This window comes from Microcystis sp. CS-574 (genome assembly GCF_028329095.1).
Classification (GTDB): Bacteria; Cyanobacteriota; Cyanobacteriia; order Cyanobacteriales; family Microcystaceae; genus Microcystis; species Microcystis ichthyoblabe_A.
The window spans coordinates 1-19,357 of the sequence record NZ_JAQMSY010000082.1 but is presented as its reverse complement, the minus strand read 5'-3'; the positions used below and the strand labels follow the sequence as shown (position 1 = coordinate 19,357).

Sequence of the window (19,357 nt, the reverse complement as noted above, 5' to 3'; positions counted from 1 at the left end):
TGAAAGAGGTGTCCTTCCCTACACCCTACACCCTCTTTCAAGTCAGGAGACAGGAAATTTGCAGGAGGTCTCTAGAAAAAAACTTAAGTTATACTAAAATAATTAGTACAGATAGGCATCTTCCCAGACGGTGAAAAGGAATTATTGACCCTTGAAAACTACAGTTAAAGTCAGCAGACAAACCCAATTACCCCTACATCTAGTTATTACCCATCCCCAGTATCGTTTTGTCGATTTATTTGCGGGAATCGGTGGGTTTAGAATCGCTTTGGAGAAATTGGGAGGACGTTGTTTAGGCTATTCAGAAATCGATAAACAGGCCATGCAAGTTTATCAACAAAATTTTATTAGCTATCTCAACAGCGATGAAATTGCTTTCGGAGATGTGAGTAAAATCAGCAATTTACCCGATAATCTTGATCTTATTGTCGGCGGCGTTCCCTGTCAACCTTGGTCGGTGGCGGGATGTTTACGGGGATTTGAAGATCCCCGGGGAAAACTCTGGTTTGATGTGATTAAATTAGTCCAGAAAAGTCAACCGAAAAGCTTTATTTTCGAGAATGTCAGTGGTTTAGCTAGTCCTCGCAATCGGGAGAATTTACAATTAATTATCGATGAATTAACCAGCTGTGGTTATCAAGTTTACTGGCAGTTATTAAATGCCTACGATTTTGGTTTACCCCAGAATCGCGAGAGAGTTTTTATCGTAGGAATTAGAAAAGATATAGACAACTATGATCGGTTTAAATTTCCTTTACCTTTGGGTATCCATCCGAAGGTTTTGGATATTTTAGAAGACATCAAAAATATTCAACCCGTCGAGAAAGTTAAGTTATCAGCAGATACTTTATTTAATGGTTTTGTTCCTCCATCGAGAACTCGTTTTCAAAAAGAAGATGAATTAAATGACTTCTTTATTTTTTCTGATTTAAGAAATGGCCACACAACTATTCATTCTTGGGATATTATCAAAACTACGGAACGACAAAAAAGTATCTGTTTAGCTTTGCTGAAATTAAGACGCAGTAAAAAGTATGGCGAAAAAGATGGTCATCCCGTGGCTTTTTCTACTTTTTTGGAAATTATACCCGACCTAAAAATCGAGGAACTAAATCAGTTAGTTTCTCTGGGTATTTGTTGGCAAACGCAGGAGGGTAAGTATGAATTTATTAACTCGAAAAATATGACGGGAATGAACGGCATTTATCGGATTATTTTACCGACGGCCGATATTATTCCTACCCTAACCGCTACGGGTGCTAAAGATTATATTGCCACTATTTCAATTACCGCTACTCATCCCCAAGAATACAAACAATTGTTTTTAAAGAAAATCTATAAACCCAAAAAGTTTCGAGAAATTACTCCCCAAGATGCGCGTAAATTACAAGGATTCCCCGATAATTTTATCTATCATCCACAGCCGGCTATCGCTAAAAAACAATTCGGAAATGCTGTTCCTATCCCTGTAGTGCAAGCAGTGGCTAGAAATTTACTAGAAATAATTCGTCCCGATTATTAGACTGCGGGATACTGACTCATCTTAAAATATTTAAAGGCTTAAAAATCCAAGTTTTTGTTGTGGGGAGTCGGTCGTCAGAAGTCGGTCATCAATACCAAATTAGGTTATACTTCATCTTTATGAGAAAGTCTGTAAATTATCCTAATTGCTAAGGAGGTTAAAAATTGAGACATTTCCTGCTAAAAATCTAACTACTTTAAATTGAAAAAATGATCATGTTTAAACGATACGAAGCTGATGAGCAAGTTATATTTCATGGTGATTCTTTGCCGATTTTATCCAGTGAGATTGCCTCTAATTCTGTAGATCTAATTTTTCTCGATCCTCCCTATAATATAGGTAAGCATTTCGCCGATTTTTACGACAAATGGGAATCGGAAAATGATTATATAAATTGGGCAAATCAAATTCTTGATCAGTGTCTTCGTATCTTGAAACCCCAGGGAACATTATATGTTATGGCCAGCACTCAAGCAATGCCTTACTTTGATCTTTACTTAAGACAAAAAATGATGATTCTTAGTCGTATTATCTGGCATTATGATAGTTCAGGAGTACAAGCAACAAAATACTTTGGTTCGATGTATGAACCAATACTTCACTGTGTGAAAGATAAAAATAATTACACTTTTAATTCAAAGGATATTAAGATAGAAGCAAAAACCGGAGCAAAACGAAAACTAATTGATTATAGAAAAGCGATTCCGAGTCAATACAATACAGAGAAAGTACCGGGCAATGTCTGGTATTTCCCTAGGGTAAGATATCGCATGGATGAATACGAAAATCATCCCTCACAAAAACCTGAATCATTGCTAGAAAGAATTATTTTGACCAGCACTGACAAGAATGGAATTGTGCTTGATCCATTTGCTGGAACTTTTACAGCTGCAGCTGTAGCTAAACGTTTGGGAAGAATTTCTATTAGTATAGAATTACAAGAGGAGTATTTAAAAATTGGTCTTCGACGGATTCTCGGATGGCAAGAATACAAGGGAGAAAAGTTACTCCCTCCTCAAAAAAGCTATAGTAGAAAAAGCGAAAATAAACAAGAATCTAACTTTGTACAGGAGAGTCTTTTCGATGTCGATAGTAAAGCATGAATTCACCAAGATAATTATTAAAATTATCGATAATTACTTTCCCAATCAGGGAAATAGCATTTTAAATGCTAGTGAGTTATTGCAATATTTGAACATTAAAACTAGAGCCGCTAATCGAGGTTCTAAATCCCGAGCAGGATTGGCTAATCATTATGCCATTTATGTTTTAGTGGAAGACTATATTAATAATGAGTTTCATCTTAAGGATGGATACGACGAGTATCAAGGCGCTCAGTATATGACACTTTTTCGCAGGCAAAGGGAGCTTCCTTTTGGCGATAAATTACAAAATCATGCTCTCAATCATCGATTAAATCAGGAATTTAAAAAGTATTTTCCCACTTTATCTTATCTGCCTATAATTAGAGATGTTAAAACCAATAGATACTGGATTAATGAGAATCTAATTAAGTTTTATCTAGAGGGTAATCAAGTTAATATTGCGCCATTGATTATAGATATAATTGATGCCTATGTGCAAACAAGACAAAAAGCATTTAATCAATTTATCAGCTATTGTCAACAGATGATTGATATTCAACAGCAAGATCCCCAGAAAGCTATTGAATTTATTCGGAGTTTACTCAGACCAAACATTGATGCTAGAGTTTTTGAGATTGTCAGTTATGCAATTCTTAAAGAGTATTATGGGGAACAGAAAATATATTGGGGGTGGTCGCCTGATCGCTTAAACTCTGAATACTTATTTTTATATAAAACTGGTCGAACAAATGCCAATGACGGGGGGATAGATTTTGTCATGAAACCCCTAGGTCGATTTTTTCAAGTTACGGAAACGATAGCTGCTGATAAATATTTTTTAGATATTGATAAAGTGCAAAAATATCCCATTACTTTTGTGGTTAAAACCGAGCAGACTTGCGAGGAAATTTTAGAAAAAGTTGCGGAGCAAGCTAAGATAAGATACAAGATCAGGGCAATTGTCGAAAGATATCTAGAATCTGTAGAGGCAGTGATCAATATTCCCGAATTAATCAACCGTTTTGAGCGGGTTTTAGCTCAAGGTAAAGGAGGAGCGGTAATTGCAGAAATGGTTTTACAGAGCCGGATTGAGTTTAACCTAGAATCAGAGCCATAAAGATATCTAACTCCCCAGCTAAACTAGAATAGAAAGATAGGAAAGCGATCGAAATTAGAATGACGACCGAAATTGAAAAAGAACTAGAAACCAGCGAAGCTGTCTTGGAAAAACGGCGAAATTTTGCCATTATCTCCCACCCTGACGCGGGAAAGACCACCCTGACCGAAAAACTGTTACTATACGGGGGTGCAATCCATCAAGCGGGTGCAGTCAAAGCAAGACGCGACCAACGCAAGGCCACCTCCGACTGGATGGAAATGGAAAAACAAAGGGGAATTTCGATTACTTCCACGGTTTTACAGTTCGATTATCGTGATTTTCAGATTAATCTCCTCGATACTCCCGGCCACCAAGATTTTAGCGAAGATACCTATCGTACCCTGGCCGCTGCCGATAATGCAGTGATGTTAATCGACGCGGCCAAAGGTTTGGAACCCCAAACGAGAAAACTCTTTGAAGTGTGCAAACTGCGACAGTTGCCTATCTTTACCTTTGTTAACAAAATGGATCGCCCCGGCCGCGAACCTCTGGATTTATTGGACGAAATCGAGCGAGAATTAGGATTACAAACCTATCCCGTCAATTGGCCGATCGGAATTGGCGATCGCTTTCGGGGAGTTTTTGATCGAGCCACCCAGACCATACACCTGTTTGAACGTCGCTCCCACGGCTCTCAGGAGGCGCAGGAAACCGTGATCGAGCTTGGCGACCCCAAAATTGAGGATTATCTTGAAAAAGACCTGTATTACCAGTTAAAAGAGGATATAGAACTACTCTCGGAATTGGGTGCAGAATTGGATTTGCCAGCAGTCCACGCAGGAGAAATGACCCCGATCTTTTTTGGTAGCGCCATGACCAATTTTGGGGTGAAATTATTCCTAGAATCCTTCCTCGACTATGGATTACCACCCAGAGGACGCAATTCCTCCCTCGGTGTCCTTGATCCCACCTATCCCGATTTCACCGGTTTTGTCTTCAAACTGCAAGCAAACATGGATCCCAAACATAGGGACCGGGTGGCCTTTGTGCGGGTATGTACGGGGAAATTCGAGAAGGATATGGTAGTAAACCACGCTAGAACAGGTAAAACTATCCGTTTATCCCGTCCTCAGAAACTTTTTGCCCAAGATCGCGCAGTTATTGAAGAAGCTTATCCTGGAGATGTGATCGGATTGAATAACCCCGGGGTCTTTGCGATCGGTGATACGATTTATATGGGTAAAAAGCTCGAATACGAAGGGATTCCCTGTTTTTCTCCCGAATTATTCGCCTATCTCAGAAATCCTAACCCTTCCAAGTTCAAACAGTTTCAAAAAGGAGTCTCGGAATTACAGGAAGAAGGGGCCGTACAGATATTATCCTCGATCGATGAATTTAAACGCGACCCAATTTTAGCCGCTGTCGGTCAATTACAGTTTGAAGTGGTGCAATTCCGTCTTTTAAGCGAGTACGGAGTCGAAACTACCCTCGAACCCCTAGCCTATAGTTTAGCCCGTTGGGTAGCCGGGGGTTGGGCCGCTTTAGAAAAAGCAGGTAAACTCTTTAATACTCTAACTGTCAAAGATTACTGGGGTCGTCCCGTCTTATTATTCAAAAATGAGTGGAATTTACAGCAAGTCAAAGAAGATCATCCCTCTTTGCAATTAAACTCGATCGCACCGGTAGGATCGGGAGTAGAACCGCAATCCTAACCCTTAATCCCCCAAGACAATTGCCGAACTGGTCAGGACAAGATAGCGACCCCCCAGACAACTAGACTAAAGTAGAAGTGGTCAGAAAGTCTCGATCTTCCCTAACACTTCGGATGTCTCAAAGCACTATCGTTGACGAGTCCCTCACCATTAGAAAAAGTCCTGCTGTCAATTCCCGAATTAATCCCTGTTTAATTCGCTTTTGTTATTTTCTGGGAAATTATCTAGTTTTACCAGCTTTTTTCAGCAAAATAACGGTTACGGGCCAGGAAAATATCCCCCTAACGGGGGGTGTCATCTTGGCACCTACCCATCGGTCCCGTTGGGATGCGCTGATTTTACCCTACGCGGTGGGACGTTTAGTTAGTGGACGGGATTTGCGCTTTATGGTTTCCGCTAACGAGATGAAAGGGGTACAAGGTTGGTTTATCCAACGTTTGGGGGGTTTTCCCGTCAACACCGATCACCCCGGTATGGGTAGTCTGATCCACAGTGTCGAACTTTTGGCCGCAGGGGAAATGGTGGCGATTTTTCCGGAAGGGGGTATCTGTCGCGATCGAGTGGTTCATCCTCTTAAACCGGGGGTAGCGCGGATCGCGTTGGAAGTTAAGACCATCAAACCCGATGCAGATATCAAGATTTTGCCTATAAGCATTAGTTATAATCAGCCTTACCCCGGATGGGGAAGCGAAGCGACAGTAAACATCGGTCAAGGGATTAATGTGCTTGATTATCAACAAAATTCGCTAAAACGGGAAACTGTCCGCTTAACCAAAACCTTGAGCGATCGCTTAAAACTTCTCCACGAGGATCAATCACCTTAATCAGCTGTTGACTATCTACCGCACAAGTGGGATTTCGGGGACGGATTAAAATGATTGTTTTAACTATTTTTAAGCAAAAAAGTGGCTTTTCTGGTTTAAATAAATAATATCTTGGTTTTTTCTATTTCTAGCTCCTGAATACTGCCTCGGAAACCCCTCAGATCGGTGAAGATGTCCGATTGTTGCAGGGGGTCTAATGATAGAATGGGTATCAGCGAAAGTAGTTTGTGAGCGAAGTGATCCGATGCAGTTCCAAATCCAGCCAGACAGTGAAATCCCCGCCTCTAAGCAATTATTTGACCAAATTCGCTTCGCTATTGCCTCTCGTCAGTATCCACCGGGCCATCGTTTACCTAGTACCCGTCAACTAGCTATGATCACGGGATTACACCGTAATACGATAAGTAAAATTTATCAACAACTGGAAAACGATGGGTTAGTGGAATCCATAGCAGGTTCGGGGATTTATGTCAAGGCTCGCGGACATGAAAACGATAATTTATTGGGTTCGCCCCTATTGGAACAAAATCCAGAAATAGGCCGACTAATTAGCCAGAGTTTGGCTAGTTTTCTCGCTCAAGGTTTAACTCTAGAGCAAATTCGCGAGTTATTACTGGCGGAAATCGATTGGCGATCGCAGTGTCGTTCTCAAGTTCTTGTCACCATTCCCCGTCACGATTTGGGTGCAGGAGAACTAATGTTGAGAGAATTAGAGCAATCCCTCAAAATTCCCGTCCAATTAGTGGCAATGGAGGATTTAGCCCAAGTTTTAGCCAATACTAAATCTGCCACTGTTGTCACCAGTCGCTATTTTATCAGTGTAGCGGAGGAAATTGCCGCTCCTTTTCACCTGCGAGTTATTCCCATCGATATCTACGATTACAGCAAAGAATTGGCATTAATCAAAAAATTACCCACCGATAGCCGTTTAGGGATTGTCAGTATTAGCACCGGTATTATTAAGGTGGCCGAAATTTTAATTCATAGTTTACGGGGTGATGTATTAGTTATGTCCGCTCAAATTCATGAAACGGATGAGTTAAGAGTTTTAGCCAGAACTTCCCAGACAATTATCAGTGATCAAGCGAGTTATACTTTAATTAAAAATCTAATTAATGAAGTGCGATCGGATTTAATTCGTCTGCCAGAAATTATCTGTAGTGATAATTATATTGGGGATAAATCAATTCAATTGCTCAGACGAGAATTAGGATTAGGTGGTTAGAGGATAAGCTAGGACACATTTTAACCTCTGAATCTCCCTCAATCCCTTTACTGTTGCCTCTTGCAAGAGTGCCTTATCTCAACAAGCAATTTAAATGCGCGGGCAGCTTAACTTTAAAATTTATTTTACTCTATGGTTACTATTGACAATAACCTAGGGCAAGTCGAGAATAAAAGCGAAAAAAACTTTTAAGAAGTATTAATTTTTTAGTACAATGGCGAAAGAATAGGGATAAGCTCAATTTTTCACTCTCGGACGAGGTTAGATGAAAAGTGCTGAATGTTTAACGGTATCCCCCGGGGAACCGCTTACCGATTGGCAAAAACTCGGATTAGATTTGGTGGCTCGTTGGCAGGGACGAGATGTTATCCTAGCGATCGATCTTACCGGTAGTGTTAACTTTAATGATGAAGGACGCACGCGCCTCGGTCAAATTATTCGCGATAGTTTAAAAAATAACGATTCCGTTTATTTAGTCCCCTTTGCTGATAATGTTCAACCGATTGCAGAACCGATTTTAATTCGGAGTCAGGAAGATATAGACGCGGTTTTAAAGGCGATTCCCTGGCAATCTAGCCAAAGTGCTAAAAATACCGATATTCAGCGAGCAGAATGGCACGTTTATACTCGACTGGCACGCTTAAATCAGTGTCGTTTAACTGCCAATCAAGCTATCAAACCCCAGTCGGTAGTTTGGATTACCGATGCACCCCTTTCTACTGGTGCGGGGATTACTTCACAACAGTGGATAGAAACCCCAAAAAATAGCCCTTTTCGTCTTGCTAATTCTCCCGAAAGTTTGCAGAGACAAAACTGGCTTAATTCCCTACCAATTAATCTAAGAACCCAAGAAATTACCGCCACTAACGGCAATAAATATAAACTATCAGTTGTCGATATTGCTCCCACAGCACAAGAGTTTTGCACTCCCGCACCGGGAGGACAAGAAACCTGTTTGATTAATCCTTATCTCTTGAGTCAGTTATGGTTGCCAGCATTGGTAATTACATTAATGGGAATTGGGGGAATAGTAGTGAGTATTTTGGGAATTCGTCACTGGTTGCGGTTAAATACTGCTTGGACTATTGAAGTCTCCTCTAATGATGATGAAGATGAAACCCAAAAATATATTTTAAAAACATCCGAAAGAATTAACATCGGTGGTGAAGAACATAAGAAGAATAGCTTTTCTCATGCAGGGGAAGAAATTCGCTGCTATTTAGAAAGACGCGGCAATCAGTTATATCTGAAACCCACTAAACAAGCAGAGATTTTTTATCGAGGTAATCAACTAACTCAGGAGGTGAAGATAGATAAAAATTACCTGACTTTAACCTATCACCATAACCATCAAGATTTCGACCTACAAATTCAGATTAGCAAAAAATAACTCAGGAGATTTAAACCATGGCTAACACCAGTCAAACCCGCGCTATCAAACGGACAATTATCATCGGATTAGGTGGTACTGGTCGAGATGTGTTGATGAGAATTCGTCGCTTTATTATTGATAAGTATGGGAAGTTATCTAACCTACCCGTTGTCAGTTTTGTTCATATTGACACAGATAAAAATGCTTTCAATGGTTCGGGTTTACCCACAGGAAATAGCTATCACGGGGAAGAAATTCTTCTATCAGCTGCTGAAAGAGTATTCATTAATATGAATGCTCAGGATGTTAACAATCTAATCTTTGAACTTGAACACCAAACCCTTTTTGAAAGTCCCTTTTCCCATATTGAAAGCTGGTTAGACCCAAGACTAAAAAAACAAATAACTTCCATTGAAAATGGTGCGGGAGGTATTCGTCCCGTCGGTCGTTTAGCTTTCTTCCATAACTATCAAAAAATTCAGGAGGCAATTGAAGCAGCGGAAAGACGAACTTCTGGTCATGAATCCTTTATGTTTAGCGGTAAAGTTAATGGTCAAAGTTTTAATGTCCAAGGGGGGTTAAATGTCTTTGTTGTCGGTTCTTTGTGTGGGGGAACTGGTAGCGGTATTTTCCTCGATGTGGCCTACACTTTGCGTCATATTTTACAACAAACAGCCGAATATACATCCTTTGGTTATTTGGTAATTAGTCCTAAACTTTATGGTGATGGAGCAATTATGAGAGCTAATACCTATGCAGCTTTGAAAGAGTTAGATCATTATACCAATGAAAGTAATTCCTTTCAAGCCTGTTATGATAAACAAAATTTCGTCCACATCGATGAAAAACGTTCTCCTTTTGATTTTGCCTACTTAGTTTCTAATCGCACTACGGGAGATTACCAGATTAATAACAAAGGTAAATTATGTAATGTCATTGCTTACAAGATTTTCTTGGATTTTGCCGATGAGTTATCTCTCCCCATCAAAAGTAATCGGGATAACTATAAAAACCCGATGATTAGTCCAGATAATCATCCTTTTCAGATGTGTCAAGGTTATATGTCCTTTGGACTAGCGAGGATTTATTTTACTCGCGACCGAATTGTGCAGATTGGTCTCAATCGTTTTAGTCTCAAATTAATTAAATTTTGGTTAGAGGGATATGGTCAAAGTCCCAGTGGACAAGAGTTATTAAGTAAGTTCCTAGCTAATTGGAGTACCCAAAGTAATAAGGATTATTTTACTGCCAGATTGGAAGAAGCAACCCTAGAGAATAATAAAACTTTTTCCAAGACTTTAACCTCTTGGAAAAATTCCCTAGAGGAAGAAATATCCAATAGTCAAGATTTGGAGAATTTACCCCAAACCGTCAAGCAATCCCTAGAAAAAGAGTTTCGCAAAGTACAAGGAGGAGAAACAGATAGCAGTCGCGGAATCTGGTTAACTCTGACCCAACAAACTCAACCCAAGTTAATCGAAAAATTTAAATCAGATATTGACCAATTTTTGGAGATTCTTCTTAATCCTGATAGCCTAGAATTTTCTTTGGAAAATAGCCTATCTTTTTTGGTCGCTTTACAAGTACAGATTAATAACTACAAGGGGAATCTAGAGGAATTATCTCAGGATAATAAAGGGTTTCATTCCTCGGAAAAAATTGATAACATTTGGCGAAATGTTAAACAAACTATCGAAGATATAAACGGGAAAAAGTCTGTCTTCAAGATGTTCAATAAAAATGCCAATAGCGAGAAAATCAAGGCCGAGTTAAGAGACTACGTTCAAAGCGGACAAAAATTAATTCAGCATAACTTTAATTTCAGCATCAATCGCGAATCCAGAAAGATTGTTGAAGCGATTCTCAAGCATATTTCTAGTCGAATGCTGCAGATACAACAACTGAAAGAAACCCTATATCAGCTAATCACAGAATACGATAAATACGAACAGGAGTTAATGCAGTTAAATCTCGACGAGATGACTGGGGAAGGTATTTTCCCAGAGGAGAATATTGATAACTGTATCCCTGACAGTAACTCCCGAACTCAATACATTTCCGTTAGCCAAAAAGTCACCAATAATTTAGGCTATAATGCTTCCCTATTCAGTTTATTTAGCCAATCTTTTGTTATTGACAATGAAACTCTCAAAGAGACCCTAACAGCAACAATCGAGAAACAGTTTCAATCAGTAAGCACTAATAAAATTGATGCAGTAATTAAGCGATTTATGGGTCAATATAAACCCCATGATTTTCCTGAACGCTTGGCGCAAATTCTGCGAGAAGCTGATTTAATGTTACCGATAAATGTTAATGATGCTTACTATCGCTTGCATCCAGATAAAAAATTACTAATTGGGACTAAGGACGATAATTCACCCACCATGCAAAGATTCATGAAGACTCTCGAATCTGATTTAAATATTAAGGGAACTTCTTTTAAATCAATTCAAACCGACGAAGAAATCCTAATTACCTACGAGTTTGGTGGGTTTCCCCTAAGAATCATTACTGATTTATCTGGGTTACAAAAAATCTATCAAGACCAAAAGAGAATCAGCATTTTACACAATGATTACAGGATAGAATTTGCTGATATTATCCCACCACCTGCCAAATTAATTGAGGAATTAGAGTTTATTTTCTATCCCGCAATTGCTCTCGGTTTACTAGAATACGATGAGGAAGATGATACTTATCAATTAGTCATCGAAGGCGATTTATTTAACAATAAGTCCATCATTGACATTAGCGGTAATTGGCGACTTGCTTTAGAACAATTTGCTTCTCGTAATGACATGATTAATGCTTTGCAGATACTGCTTAATCAGGCAAAAAATGAGATTTTGGCTAATCCTCCTCTATTATTTACTAACGAGGGTGATTATTTCCAGAATGTCAGCTATTTTGTCAACAATGTCAAAAATTTACCATCCTATCACCCCAATTATCGCTACAAAAATAAGGTAGCTGGACAAGATGGAAATGCTCAACAGGAGGCAAAAGAAGGAATTATTACCCGTTTTGTTAATCAACTGAAAATGGAACTAGAAAAACGTGCTACTGAACAGAAAAAACTCGAAAGACAACAGCAAAAGCAACAAACTTTACTAGGAACAAACAATAACATTAGTCAACCCAGTTTACCCGCAGAGGTTAGCACTGATGATAAATGGTCAAATTAATCAATCTTAATAATGTTTCCCCAGCTATCTGAGGAAACATTCATCCCCAACTCTCTCTATCAACCACAATTCGAGGTATCCAATAACTATCATGGCATTACTTAACCTTTTTCCCCCCTATCTGATTGTTTTAACTCTAGTCTTGGTTATTTTTCCCACCGTCTTAGCTGTGGGAATCCGGATTACTCTTTATAAACATCTCCAAAAGTCAACCGCAAAAGTCAAGCGTTTAATTCGGGGGAAAAGTCGCGGGGTTCAACCAAAAATTGTCTCCAATCTAGAGAATAGATTTAAGATAGCTAGTAATCAACTAGATGATGTTAATACCGCAGCTTTGGTGGATAGTTTATACCATGCGGAAAAATTTACTTTCATGTCTAAATCTCTCAGATGCGAGAAATGGGATTATTTTGTGAGAGTGTTACCCAATCTCCTCCTCGCTTTTGGTTTGTTGGGAACTTTCCTGGGAATTACTCTCAATCTGACGGGAATCAGCACACTTATCGATATTAATAATGTCGATGTGCAAAGTTTGGGAGAAAAGCTCAAAACTCCCCTAGAAAGTATGGGGATTGCTTTTATCACTAGCTTAATTGGTTTAGCTTGTAGTTCTTTACTGACTGTGATTAACTTAATCTTTAACACCAACCTTGCTAAAGCAAATCTAATTAGTTCCCTAGAAGACTATTTAGATAACACTGTAAAAGGGAATAGTCGCTTGGATAAAGCGGTTAATCGCATGGTGGATACACAGGAAACATTTCTAACTAACTTTCATAATGAGGTGACGAAAGTATTACAATCTTCTTTAAGAGAAGTTGCTAAAGAAATTGCCGAACGTAATCAGGAAACCGCTAAGTTAGTCACCCAGGTTTGTGAAAGATTAACTGAAACTGCGGGAACTTTATCTACCGGTGCGACGACTTTTCATCGTTCAGCTTTTGAACTTAACGAGCAAGTACCAATTATCACGCAAGCAAACCGAGAGTTTACACAATCCTCTCAGGAACTAAAAAATAGTGTACTGCTTTTTAAACAAGCGTCAGAGTTAATTGAAAAAAGTAACTTCTCTGGTAATATCGAAAGGTTTACCGCTAGTTTAGCAGAAACCCAAGGGAGATTTTCTCAATCCACTGCAATACTAGAGCAGAATATAGGGGAGATTATCAGCAGTAATAAAAGAGCTAACGATTTAGCAGAACAAGTGTATTTAAATATCCAAGAATCTTCTCAAAAATTACAAAATAGTGCGCTAGGTTTTCTGGAAGCTTCCGAAAAAATCGAAAGTAGTCAATTTGCTGATAAGTTAGTGCAAGCAACCGCAGATTTAATGACTGCTCATCAACAGTTTGCCGATTCTACTACAGATTTAAACCAATCAACTCAATCTCTAGCTTCTTTAACTCAAGACTTCCAGCGTTCCATGACAACTATGGTTGAGTTAGGAATAAAAATTACTGACTTGAATCAAAAATCTGAGACAATCCTAGAACAAAATCAGCAACGCTCAGTCACCGAACAAGAAAAGTTATCTAACATTCAGGGAGAATTAGTAAAATTAATCGAAACTGTGAAAACCTATCAAGACAGTTTTAACTCCGAGTCGAAACAATTAGGAAATCAACTTATCAATCGTCTCGATGAAAGACTCTCCCAAACCTCCGATAAAATTCTCACTGCTTCCCATGGGATTGAGCGCTCTAGTAATAATCTCGATGTGACTAATGCTAACTTGTCTCGGTTAATTGATACAGTGACAGAGCAACTTACTCAAGTCAAGGAAAGCTTACAGTCTGAGTTAAACCTTTTAAGCAATAACTTAGGGATGGTAGTTGATGATAAATTAACTAAGAACTCAGAACAATTAAAAGCAGTTTCCCAATCTATTGAGAAAACAGCCAATCAATTTGGCAGCTTTAAATCAGATTTTTCTCAAGTAATTAACGCAGTGAACACCAACACCAGTCAATTAACTGCTAACTTAGAATCTTTGCGAGATAAGTTAGAGAAAGTTATCGCTAAGGAAAATAAATCGAATCAGAAAATGATTGAACATATTTATGGAGAAATTCACAAATGTTTAGCAGAACTGGAGAAAATTAACGATATGCGTTCTGACTTTTCTAACTTAAATAATAAGATGGAAGAACTTTCTGAATTTTCTAACTTAAAGGATAAGATAGAAAAACTTAAGGATGAGATGGAAGAACTTTTTAAGACAATCCCTAATCCTCCTCAAAAAAATGTTCAGGATGACATTAACACCATATTTGATAACTTCACTAACAAATTCTAAGCAATTATGTCTAGACGTACCTACTACCGAGATGAAGATAAATCGGTGGATGTTTATCCCGCATTTACCGATTTAATGTCCAATGCTTTCATGATTCTGAGTTTATTTCTCCTCTTGGCACTTTTTCAGTCCTATAATCTCATCAGCAAACTGGAGGAAGCTAACCGAAAACTGCAAACAGCAACCCCGATAGTTATCGATGAAAAATCAGGAAAATTCAAATTTCAGTCGGGAAGTGCTGAATTAAACCCCGCTTTAAAAACCTATATTCGTCAGCGCATTATTCCCGCTATCGAAACCATTACCAAAGACAGAGAAATCGACTTTATTCAAGTAATTGGACACACCGACGGACAGGGAATACAAAAGACAAGTAATCTCGATAAAAATATCGAATCGGTTGCCAGCAGAAAACAATCTGTTAAAATGCTAGTACCCGGTTCTAACACTGATTTAGGATTAATGCGAGCTTTAGCAGTAGTGCAAGAAATCGAAAGCACAGGTAAACTCAAAAACGTCAAATTTCGAGCTTTTTCCGCAGGACAGTTATACCTCCCATCGGGTAAATTAGCTGCGGTTAATCGTGACGCAGATGCAAGCAGACGCAGAATTGAAATCCGTTTTATTCCCCCCGGTAGAAAACAATAATTTATTCTATTTCTTCCACGGAATAATTAACCGTTTCTAGGGTGACATCCTCGTATAAATCCCGAAAAGATGCCGTCAGATTAATACTCTGCAAACTAAAACTTTCTTGCTGATAGGTTTGCAGAATCCATAAACCCTGTTCACTCCGTCGAAAAGTTTCCACTCGTTGGTGTTTACTATTCACTAAGAGGTGGTGATTCGGTGGTAGTGATGGAGACTTAATCCTTTGCTTTGCTGGGTAAGCAACTCATATAAAGTTGATTTTGTCAAGGATTGTTAAGATGCGCTTACCCTGGTAGATATTGCCATAGACCGGATGAGTTGGGGAGCAATAAATATCTTAATGGTGAGTCTAATTTATGACAAGAGAGTCATCCCAATCTATGGGGAGATATTAGATAAAAAAGGAAGTGGTAATCTCGAAGAACAGCAAGGTAAAAAAATTAAGGATATGGGAATCAAAAAATATGTCACAAGACCATACTTTTTCTAGGTTTTGTCCTATCCTCGGTACTCTATGCCCTCATCCGTTGCCGTAAAGCCCTCTGCTTGCGCTAATATTTGTAGATTGTGGGCTATGGAGGCGAAGGAATCGGCGGGATATTCGATCAAAGTGGCGGAATCGAGAAAAGTTTCCACTCCCACGGGACAACCTAAATAATCAGCCACCGCTTTTGGAGTAGTAGAACCAAGGAGAATAGTTCCCGATTGTCTCACAGAAGATAGCTTTTCCCAGGGTTCATCGATCATTAAGGATAAATGGGTAGGAGCAAAAAGATTCGATAATTCGATCGCTTTCTCCAATGATTCCACCACCACGATTAAACCATAATGAGCGATCGCTTTTTCCGTTAACAATCTCTGGGGATGTACCTGTAACTGTTTTTGTACTTCTTCCTGTACTATTAAAGCCAAAGCCTTATCCGTCGTCAATAAAATCGCAGCCGCTAGGGAATACTGTTCCGCTTGCGCTAATAGATCTAGGGCCAACTGTCTAGGATTAGCTTGATTATCAGCAATAATAACTAAATCAGAAGTAATAGAGAGATAATCGATTTTTACATGATCAGAAACCAGTTTTTTAGCCAAATTAGTGTAAAAATCACCTATTCCGGCAATCATCTCCACAGGAGCGATCGTTTTTGTCCCGTAGGCTAAAGCGGCGATCGCCTGTGGTCCAGCCACCCGATAAATCTCACTAATACCCACCGATTGGGCTGCCACTAAAATCGCTGGATGGATGCGTAAATCCTCATCGGCGGGGGACACCATGACAATCCGTTTAACCCCCGCTATTTTGGCAGGAATCGCCTGTTGGAGCAATAAACTGAGATAGGCTCGTTTACCATCGGGAACGACAATTCCCACACTGTTAATCGGTTGATAACGTTTCCCTCGAACCGTACCATCCTCAGGAAACTGCACCCAAGCTTTGGGAAGACGCTGACGGTGAAAAGCCTCCATTTTTGCACAGGCAATAGCAATCGCATTTAATAAATCCTGGGACACCTGTTGATAAGCAGCATCGAGTTCCGAGCCACTCACCTTAAGTTGTTGTAGATTAAGGGACTGTTGGTAGAATTTTTCCGTGTAATCCACCAACGAGCGATCGCCAGTAAGTCGCACCTGATCGATAATCTCTCGGACAAGCGATTCTTTTTCCCGAATTTCCGGATCGTCGAATCGTTCCCGAATTCGTCTCAGTTCCGTTCTGGCTGACCATGGCTCTGTGATAATTCGCAACATCGAGCTATTATCCTCTAGGGGCGAAACGAGATTAAAAGGTTTTCACTTCTCACACTCTAGCTTATCGCTTTCAATCTTGACCGGGGAGGGAGACGAAGTCGGTTAATTTAGCCGTCAGGAGTCAGGAGTCAGGAGATAGGAGTCAGGAGATTATTTTTATTTTTTCTCCCCACACCCCACACCCCGCACCCCACACCCCGCACCCCACTTCCCCACTTCCCGATTTCCCCAAGGTAACAAAACCAGATATTCTACTAAATAGTCGCCTATCACACCAGCCTGATCTCGTGGTCGTCCAATGCAGTTTGCCAAGATATTAATCGCCAATCGCGGGGAAATCGCCTTAAGAATCCTTCATAGTTGCGAAGAATTGGGCATTAGAACCGTTGCCGTCCACTCTACCATCGATCGCCATGCCCTTCATGTTCAATTGGCCGATGAGAGTGTTTGTATTGGTCCGCCTCCGAGCAGCAAAAGTTACCTAAATATCCCTAATATCATCTCGGCTGCCCTAACACGCAACGCCACGGCCATCCATCCCGGTTACGGTTTTTTGGCAGAAAACGCCCGCTTTGCCGAAATTTGTGCCGATCATCAGTTAACTTTTATCGGTCCGTCTCCCAGTGCTATTCTGGCTATGGGGGATAAATCTACCGCTAAAAAAACCATGCAAAAAGCGGGAGTTCCCACTATCCCCGGCAGTGGTGGTTTAATTACCTCAGAAGCGGAAGCAAAACGTATCGCTGATGACATCGGTTATCCTGTCCTGATTAAAGCCACCGCCGGCGGTGGAGGGCGTGGGATGCGTCTTGTCAAGAGTGCAGATGAACTAGGTAATATGTTAAAAGCCGCCCAAGGAGAAGCAGAAGCGGCTTTTGGCAATTCAGGAGTATATCTAGAAAAATTTATCGAATGTCCCCGACATATCGAGTTTCAGATTTTGGCCGATAGTCACGGTAACGTGATCCATTTAGGAGAAAGAGACTGTTCGATTCAGCGACGACACCAAAAACTGCTAGAAGAGGCACCTAGCCCCTTCTTAACGCCCCATTTACGCTCAAAAATGGGTAATGCCGCTGTTAAAGCCGCTAAATCGATTAATTACGTCGGGGTGGGAACTGTGGAATTTTTAGTCGATAAACAGGGCAATTTTTACTTCATGGAAATGAACACCCGTATTCAGGTGGAACACCCCGTCACGGAGATGATCACGGGGATAGACCTGATCCGAGAACAAATTCTGGTGGCACAGGGCGAAAAACTGCAAATTAAGCAAGATCAGGTGATATTTAGAGGGCATTCGATCGAGTGTCGCATTAATGCCGAGGATCCCGATCACAATTTTCGCCCTCACCCCGGCAAAATTAGCGGTTATCTGCCCCCCGGTGGTCCGGGTGTCCGCATGGATTCCCACGTTTACACCGATTACGAAATCCCCCCCTATTACGATTCCCTAATCGGTAAATTAATTGTCTGGGGAGAAAATCGCGAAACTGCGATTAAACGCATGAAACGGGCCCTGCGGGAATGTGCGATCACGGGAGTACCGACAACTATTGATTTCCATCGTAAAATATTGGAAACTCCCGCCTTTTTAGCCGGAGATGTTTATACTAATTTCATCCAGGAACATCTCTTGCCCTAGGGCGTTACCATAAATTTTAGACGAGAGTAGGTTGGGGATAATAATGACAGTAGAAGTTAAATTTAACTCGTTTCAACTCAGCGATGAACAGTTCTTTCAACTTTGTCAGGATAACCGAGATTTACGCTTGGAACGCAACCCAAAAGGAGATTTAATTATTATGCCACCGACTGGAGGAGAAACCAGTAATTCTAACGCTGGAATCACTGCCCAATTATGGTTATGGAATAACCTACATAAATTAGGTGTAGTTTTTGATTCTTCTGGAGGATTTAAACTACCGAATGGGGCCGATCGCTCTCCCGATGCTGCTTGGATACCTTTAGAAAAATGGCAAGCTTTAACCCCGCAACAAAAGGAAAGATTTTTACCTCTATCTCCCGATTTTGTCATTGAATTAATGTCTTCTAGTGACAAATTAGAAACGGCTAGGAAAAAAATGCAGGAATATTTAGATAATGGGACTCGTTTGGGTTGGTTAATCAATAGAAAAACTAGAGAAGTAGAAATTTATCGTCAAGGACAGGCAGTAGAAATTTTAACTAATCCAGAGAGTTTATCGGGGGAAAATATTTTATCTCAATTTGTCTTAGAACTTGATAATATTTGGTAATTCTATAATCCTATAAAAGAGAATCTATGATGACAGTAGTAGAAATTAAATTTGAATCTTGGCAACTGAGCGATGAACAGTTTTTTCAACTTTGTCAGGATAACCGAGATTTACGCTTGGAACGCAACGCAAAAGGAGATTTAATTATTATGCCACCAACCGGAGGAAAAACGGGCAATAGTAACGGTAGAATCACCCAAAAATTATTTAATTGGTCAGATAATAATGGTACGGGTATCGCTTTTGATTCCTCCACGGGGTTTAAACTACCGAATGGGGCCGATCGCTCTCCCGATGCTGCTTGGATACCTTTAGAAAAATGGCAAGCTTTAACCCCGCAACAAAAGGAAAGATTTTTACCTCTATCTCCCGATTTTGTCAT

General features: G+C 40.0%; 14 protein-coding genes and 1 pseudogene. 13 read left to right on the top strand and 2 right to left on the bottom strand.

Annotated elements, in window-relative coordinates; all coding sequences use genetic code 11:
• Window positions 1–151 precede the first annotated feature (151 nt).
• The 10 genes from PN470_RS05855 to PN470_RS05810 all read left to right on the top strand — a co-directional run bounded on the left by PN470_RS05855 (window position 152) and on the right by PN470_RS05810 (window position 14,971).
• Window positions 152–1,522: a DNA cytosine methyltransferase gene (locus tag PN470_RS05855; RefSeq protein WP_272104008.1), complete on the top strand. Its 1,371-nt coding sequence runs from the start codon at window positions 152–154 to the stop codon at window positions 1,520–1,522.
• Window positions 1,523–1,737: 215 nt separating this feature from the next.
• A complete protein-coding gene (yhdJ, locus tag PN470_RS05850) occupies window positions 1,738–2,625 on the top strand; it encodes an adenine-specific DNA-methyltransferase (protein ID WP_272104005.1) in 888 nt (295 codons plus the stop codon).
• Entirely contained in the window at window positions 2,606–3,724 is a 1,119-nt protein-coding gene (locus PN470_RS05845) for a restriction endonuclease (RefSeq protein ID WP_271938172.1), read from the top strand. The genes yhdJ and PN470_RS05845 overlap by 20 nt, the downstream gene beginning before the upstream one ends.
• 59 nt (window positions 3,725–3,783) lie before the next feature.
• Complete coding sequence (gene prfC, locus PN470_RS05840; protein ID WP_002732604.1) at window positions 3,784–5,418, top strand: peptide chain release factor 3; 1,635 nt, start codon at window positions 3,784–3,786, stop codon at window positions 5,416–5,418.
• A 113-nt stretch (window positions 5,419–5,531) separates the two neighbouring features.
• Window positions 5,532–6,242, top strand: coding sequence for a lysophospholipid acyltransferase family protein (locus PN470_RS05835; protein WP_103112896.1), 711 nt, complete (start codon window positions 5,532–5,534; stop codon window positions 6,240–6,242).
• A gap of 196 nt (window positions 6,243–6,438) precedes the next feature.
• A complete protein-coding gene (locus tag PN470_RS05830; protein WP_002777411.1) occupies window positions 6,439–7,467 on the top strand; it encodes a GntR family transcriptional regulator in 1,029 nt (342 codons plus the stop codon).
• A 265-nt stretch (window positions 7,468–7,732) separates the two neighbouring features.
• Complete coding sequence (locus PN470_RS05825; RefSeq protein WP_002777409.1) at window positions 7,733–8,857, top strand: vWA domain-containing protein; 1,125 nt, start codon at window positions 7,733–7,735, stop codon at window positions 8,855–8,857.
• A 17-nt stretch (window positions 8,858–8,874) separates the two neighbouring features.
• Window positions 8,875–12,027 (top strand): tubulin-like doman-containing protein, encoded by a 3,153-nt coding sequence (locus PN470_RS05820; RefSeq protein ID WP_272104001.1) that lies wholly within the window; start codon window positions 8,875–8,877, stop codon window positions 12,025–12,027.
• Between the two features lie 91 nt (window positions 12,028–12,118).
• Window positions 12,119–14,323: a hypothetical protein gene (locus PN470_RS05815; RefSeq protein WP_103112899.1), complete on the top strand. Its 2,205-nt coding sequence runs from the start codon at window positions 12,119–12,121 to the stop codon at window positions 14,321–14,323.
• A gap of 6 nt (window positions 14,324–14,329) precedes the next feature.
• Window positions 14,330–14,971, top strand: a complete 642-nt coding sequence (locus PN470_RS05810) for an OmpA family protein (protein ID WP_002733090.1) — start codon at window positions 14,330–14,332, stop codon at window positions 14,969–14,971.
• Between the two features lies 1 nt (window position 14,972).
• Here the strand turns inward: PN470_RS05810 and PN470_RS05805 are convergent.
• Both PN470_RS05805 and hisD read right to left on the bottom strand, forming a co-directional pair.
• A pseudogene (locus PN470_RS05805) lies at window positions 14,973–15,164 on the bottom strand (Uma2 family endonuclease); the annotation flags it as partial.
• A gap of 308 nt (window positions 15,165–15,472) precedes the next feature.
• Entirely contained in the window at window positions 15,473–16,717 is a 1,245-nt protein-coding gene (gene hisD, locus PN470_RS05800) for a histidinol dehydrogenase (RefSeq protein WP_016516059.1), read from the bottom strand.
• A gap of 298 nt (window positions 16,718–17,015) precedes the next feature.
• Between hisD and accC the strand changes: the two genes are divergently transcribed.
• The 3 genes from accC to PN470_RS05785 form a co-directional block, all read left to right on the top strand.
• Window positions 17,016–18,362, top strand: coding sequence for an acetyl-CoA carboxylase biotin carboxylase subunit (gene accC / locus PN470_RS05795; protein WP_002751149.1), 1,347 nt, complete (start codon window positions 17,016–17,018; stop codon window positions 18,360–18,362).
• 43 nt (window positions 18,363–18,405) lie between these two features.
• Complete coding sequence (locus PN470_RS05790) at window positions 18,406–18,975, top strand: Uma2 family endonuclease (protein WP_272103999.1); 570 nt, start codon at window positions 18,406–18,408, stop codon at window positions 18,973–18,975.
• Between the two features lie 26 nt (window positions 18,976–19,001).
• On the top strand, window positions 19,002–19,357 hold a 356-nt coding region (locus PN470_RS05785; protein WP_272103996.1), incomplete at its 3' end, for a Uma2 family endonuclease.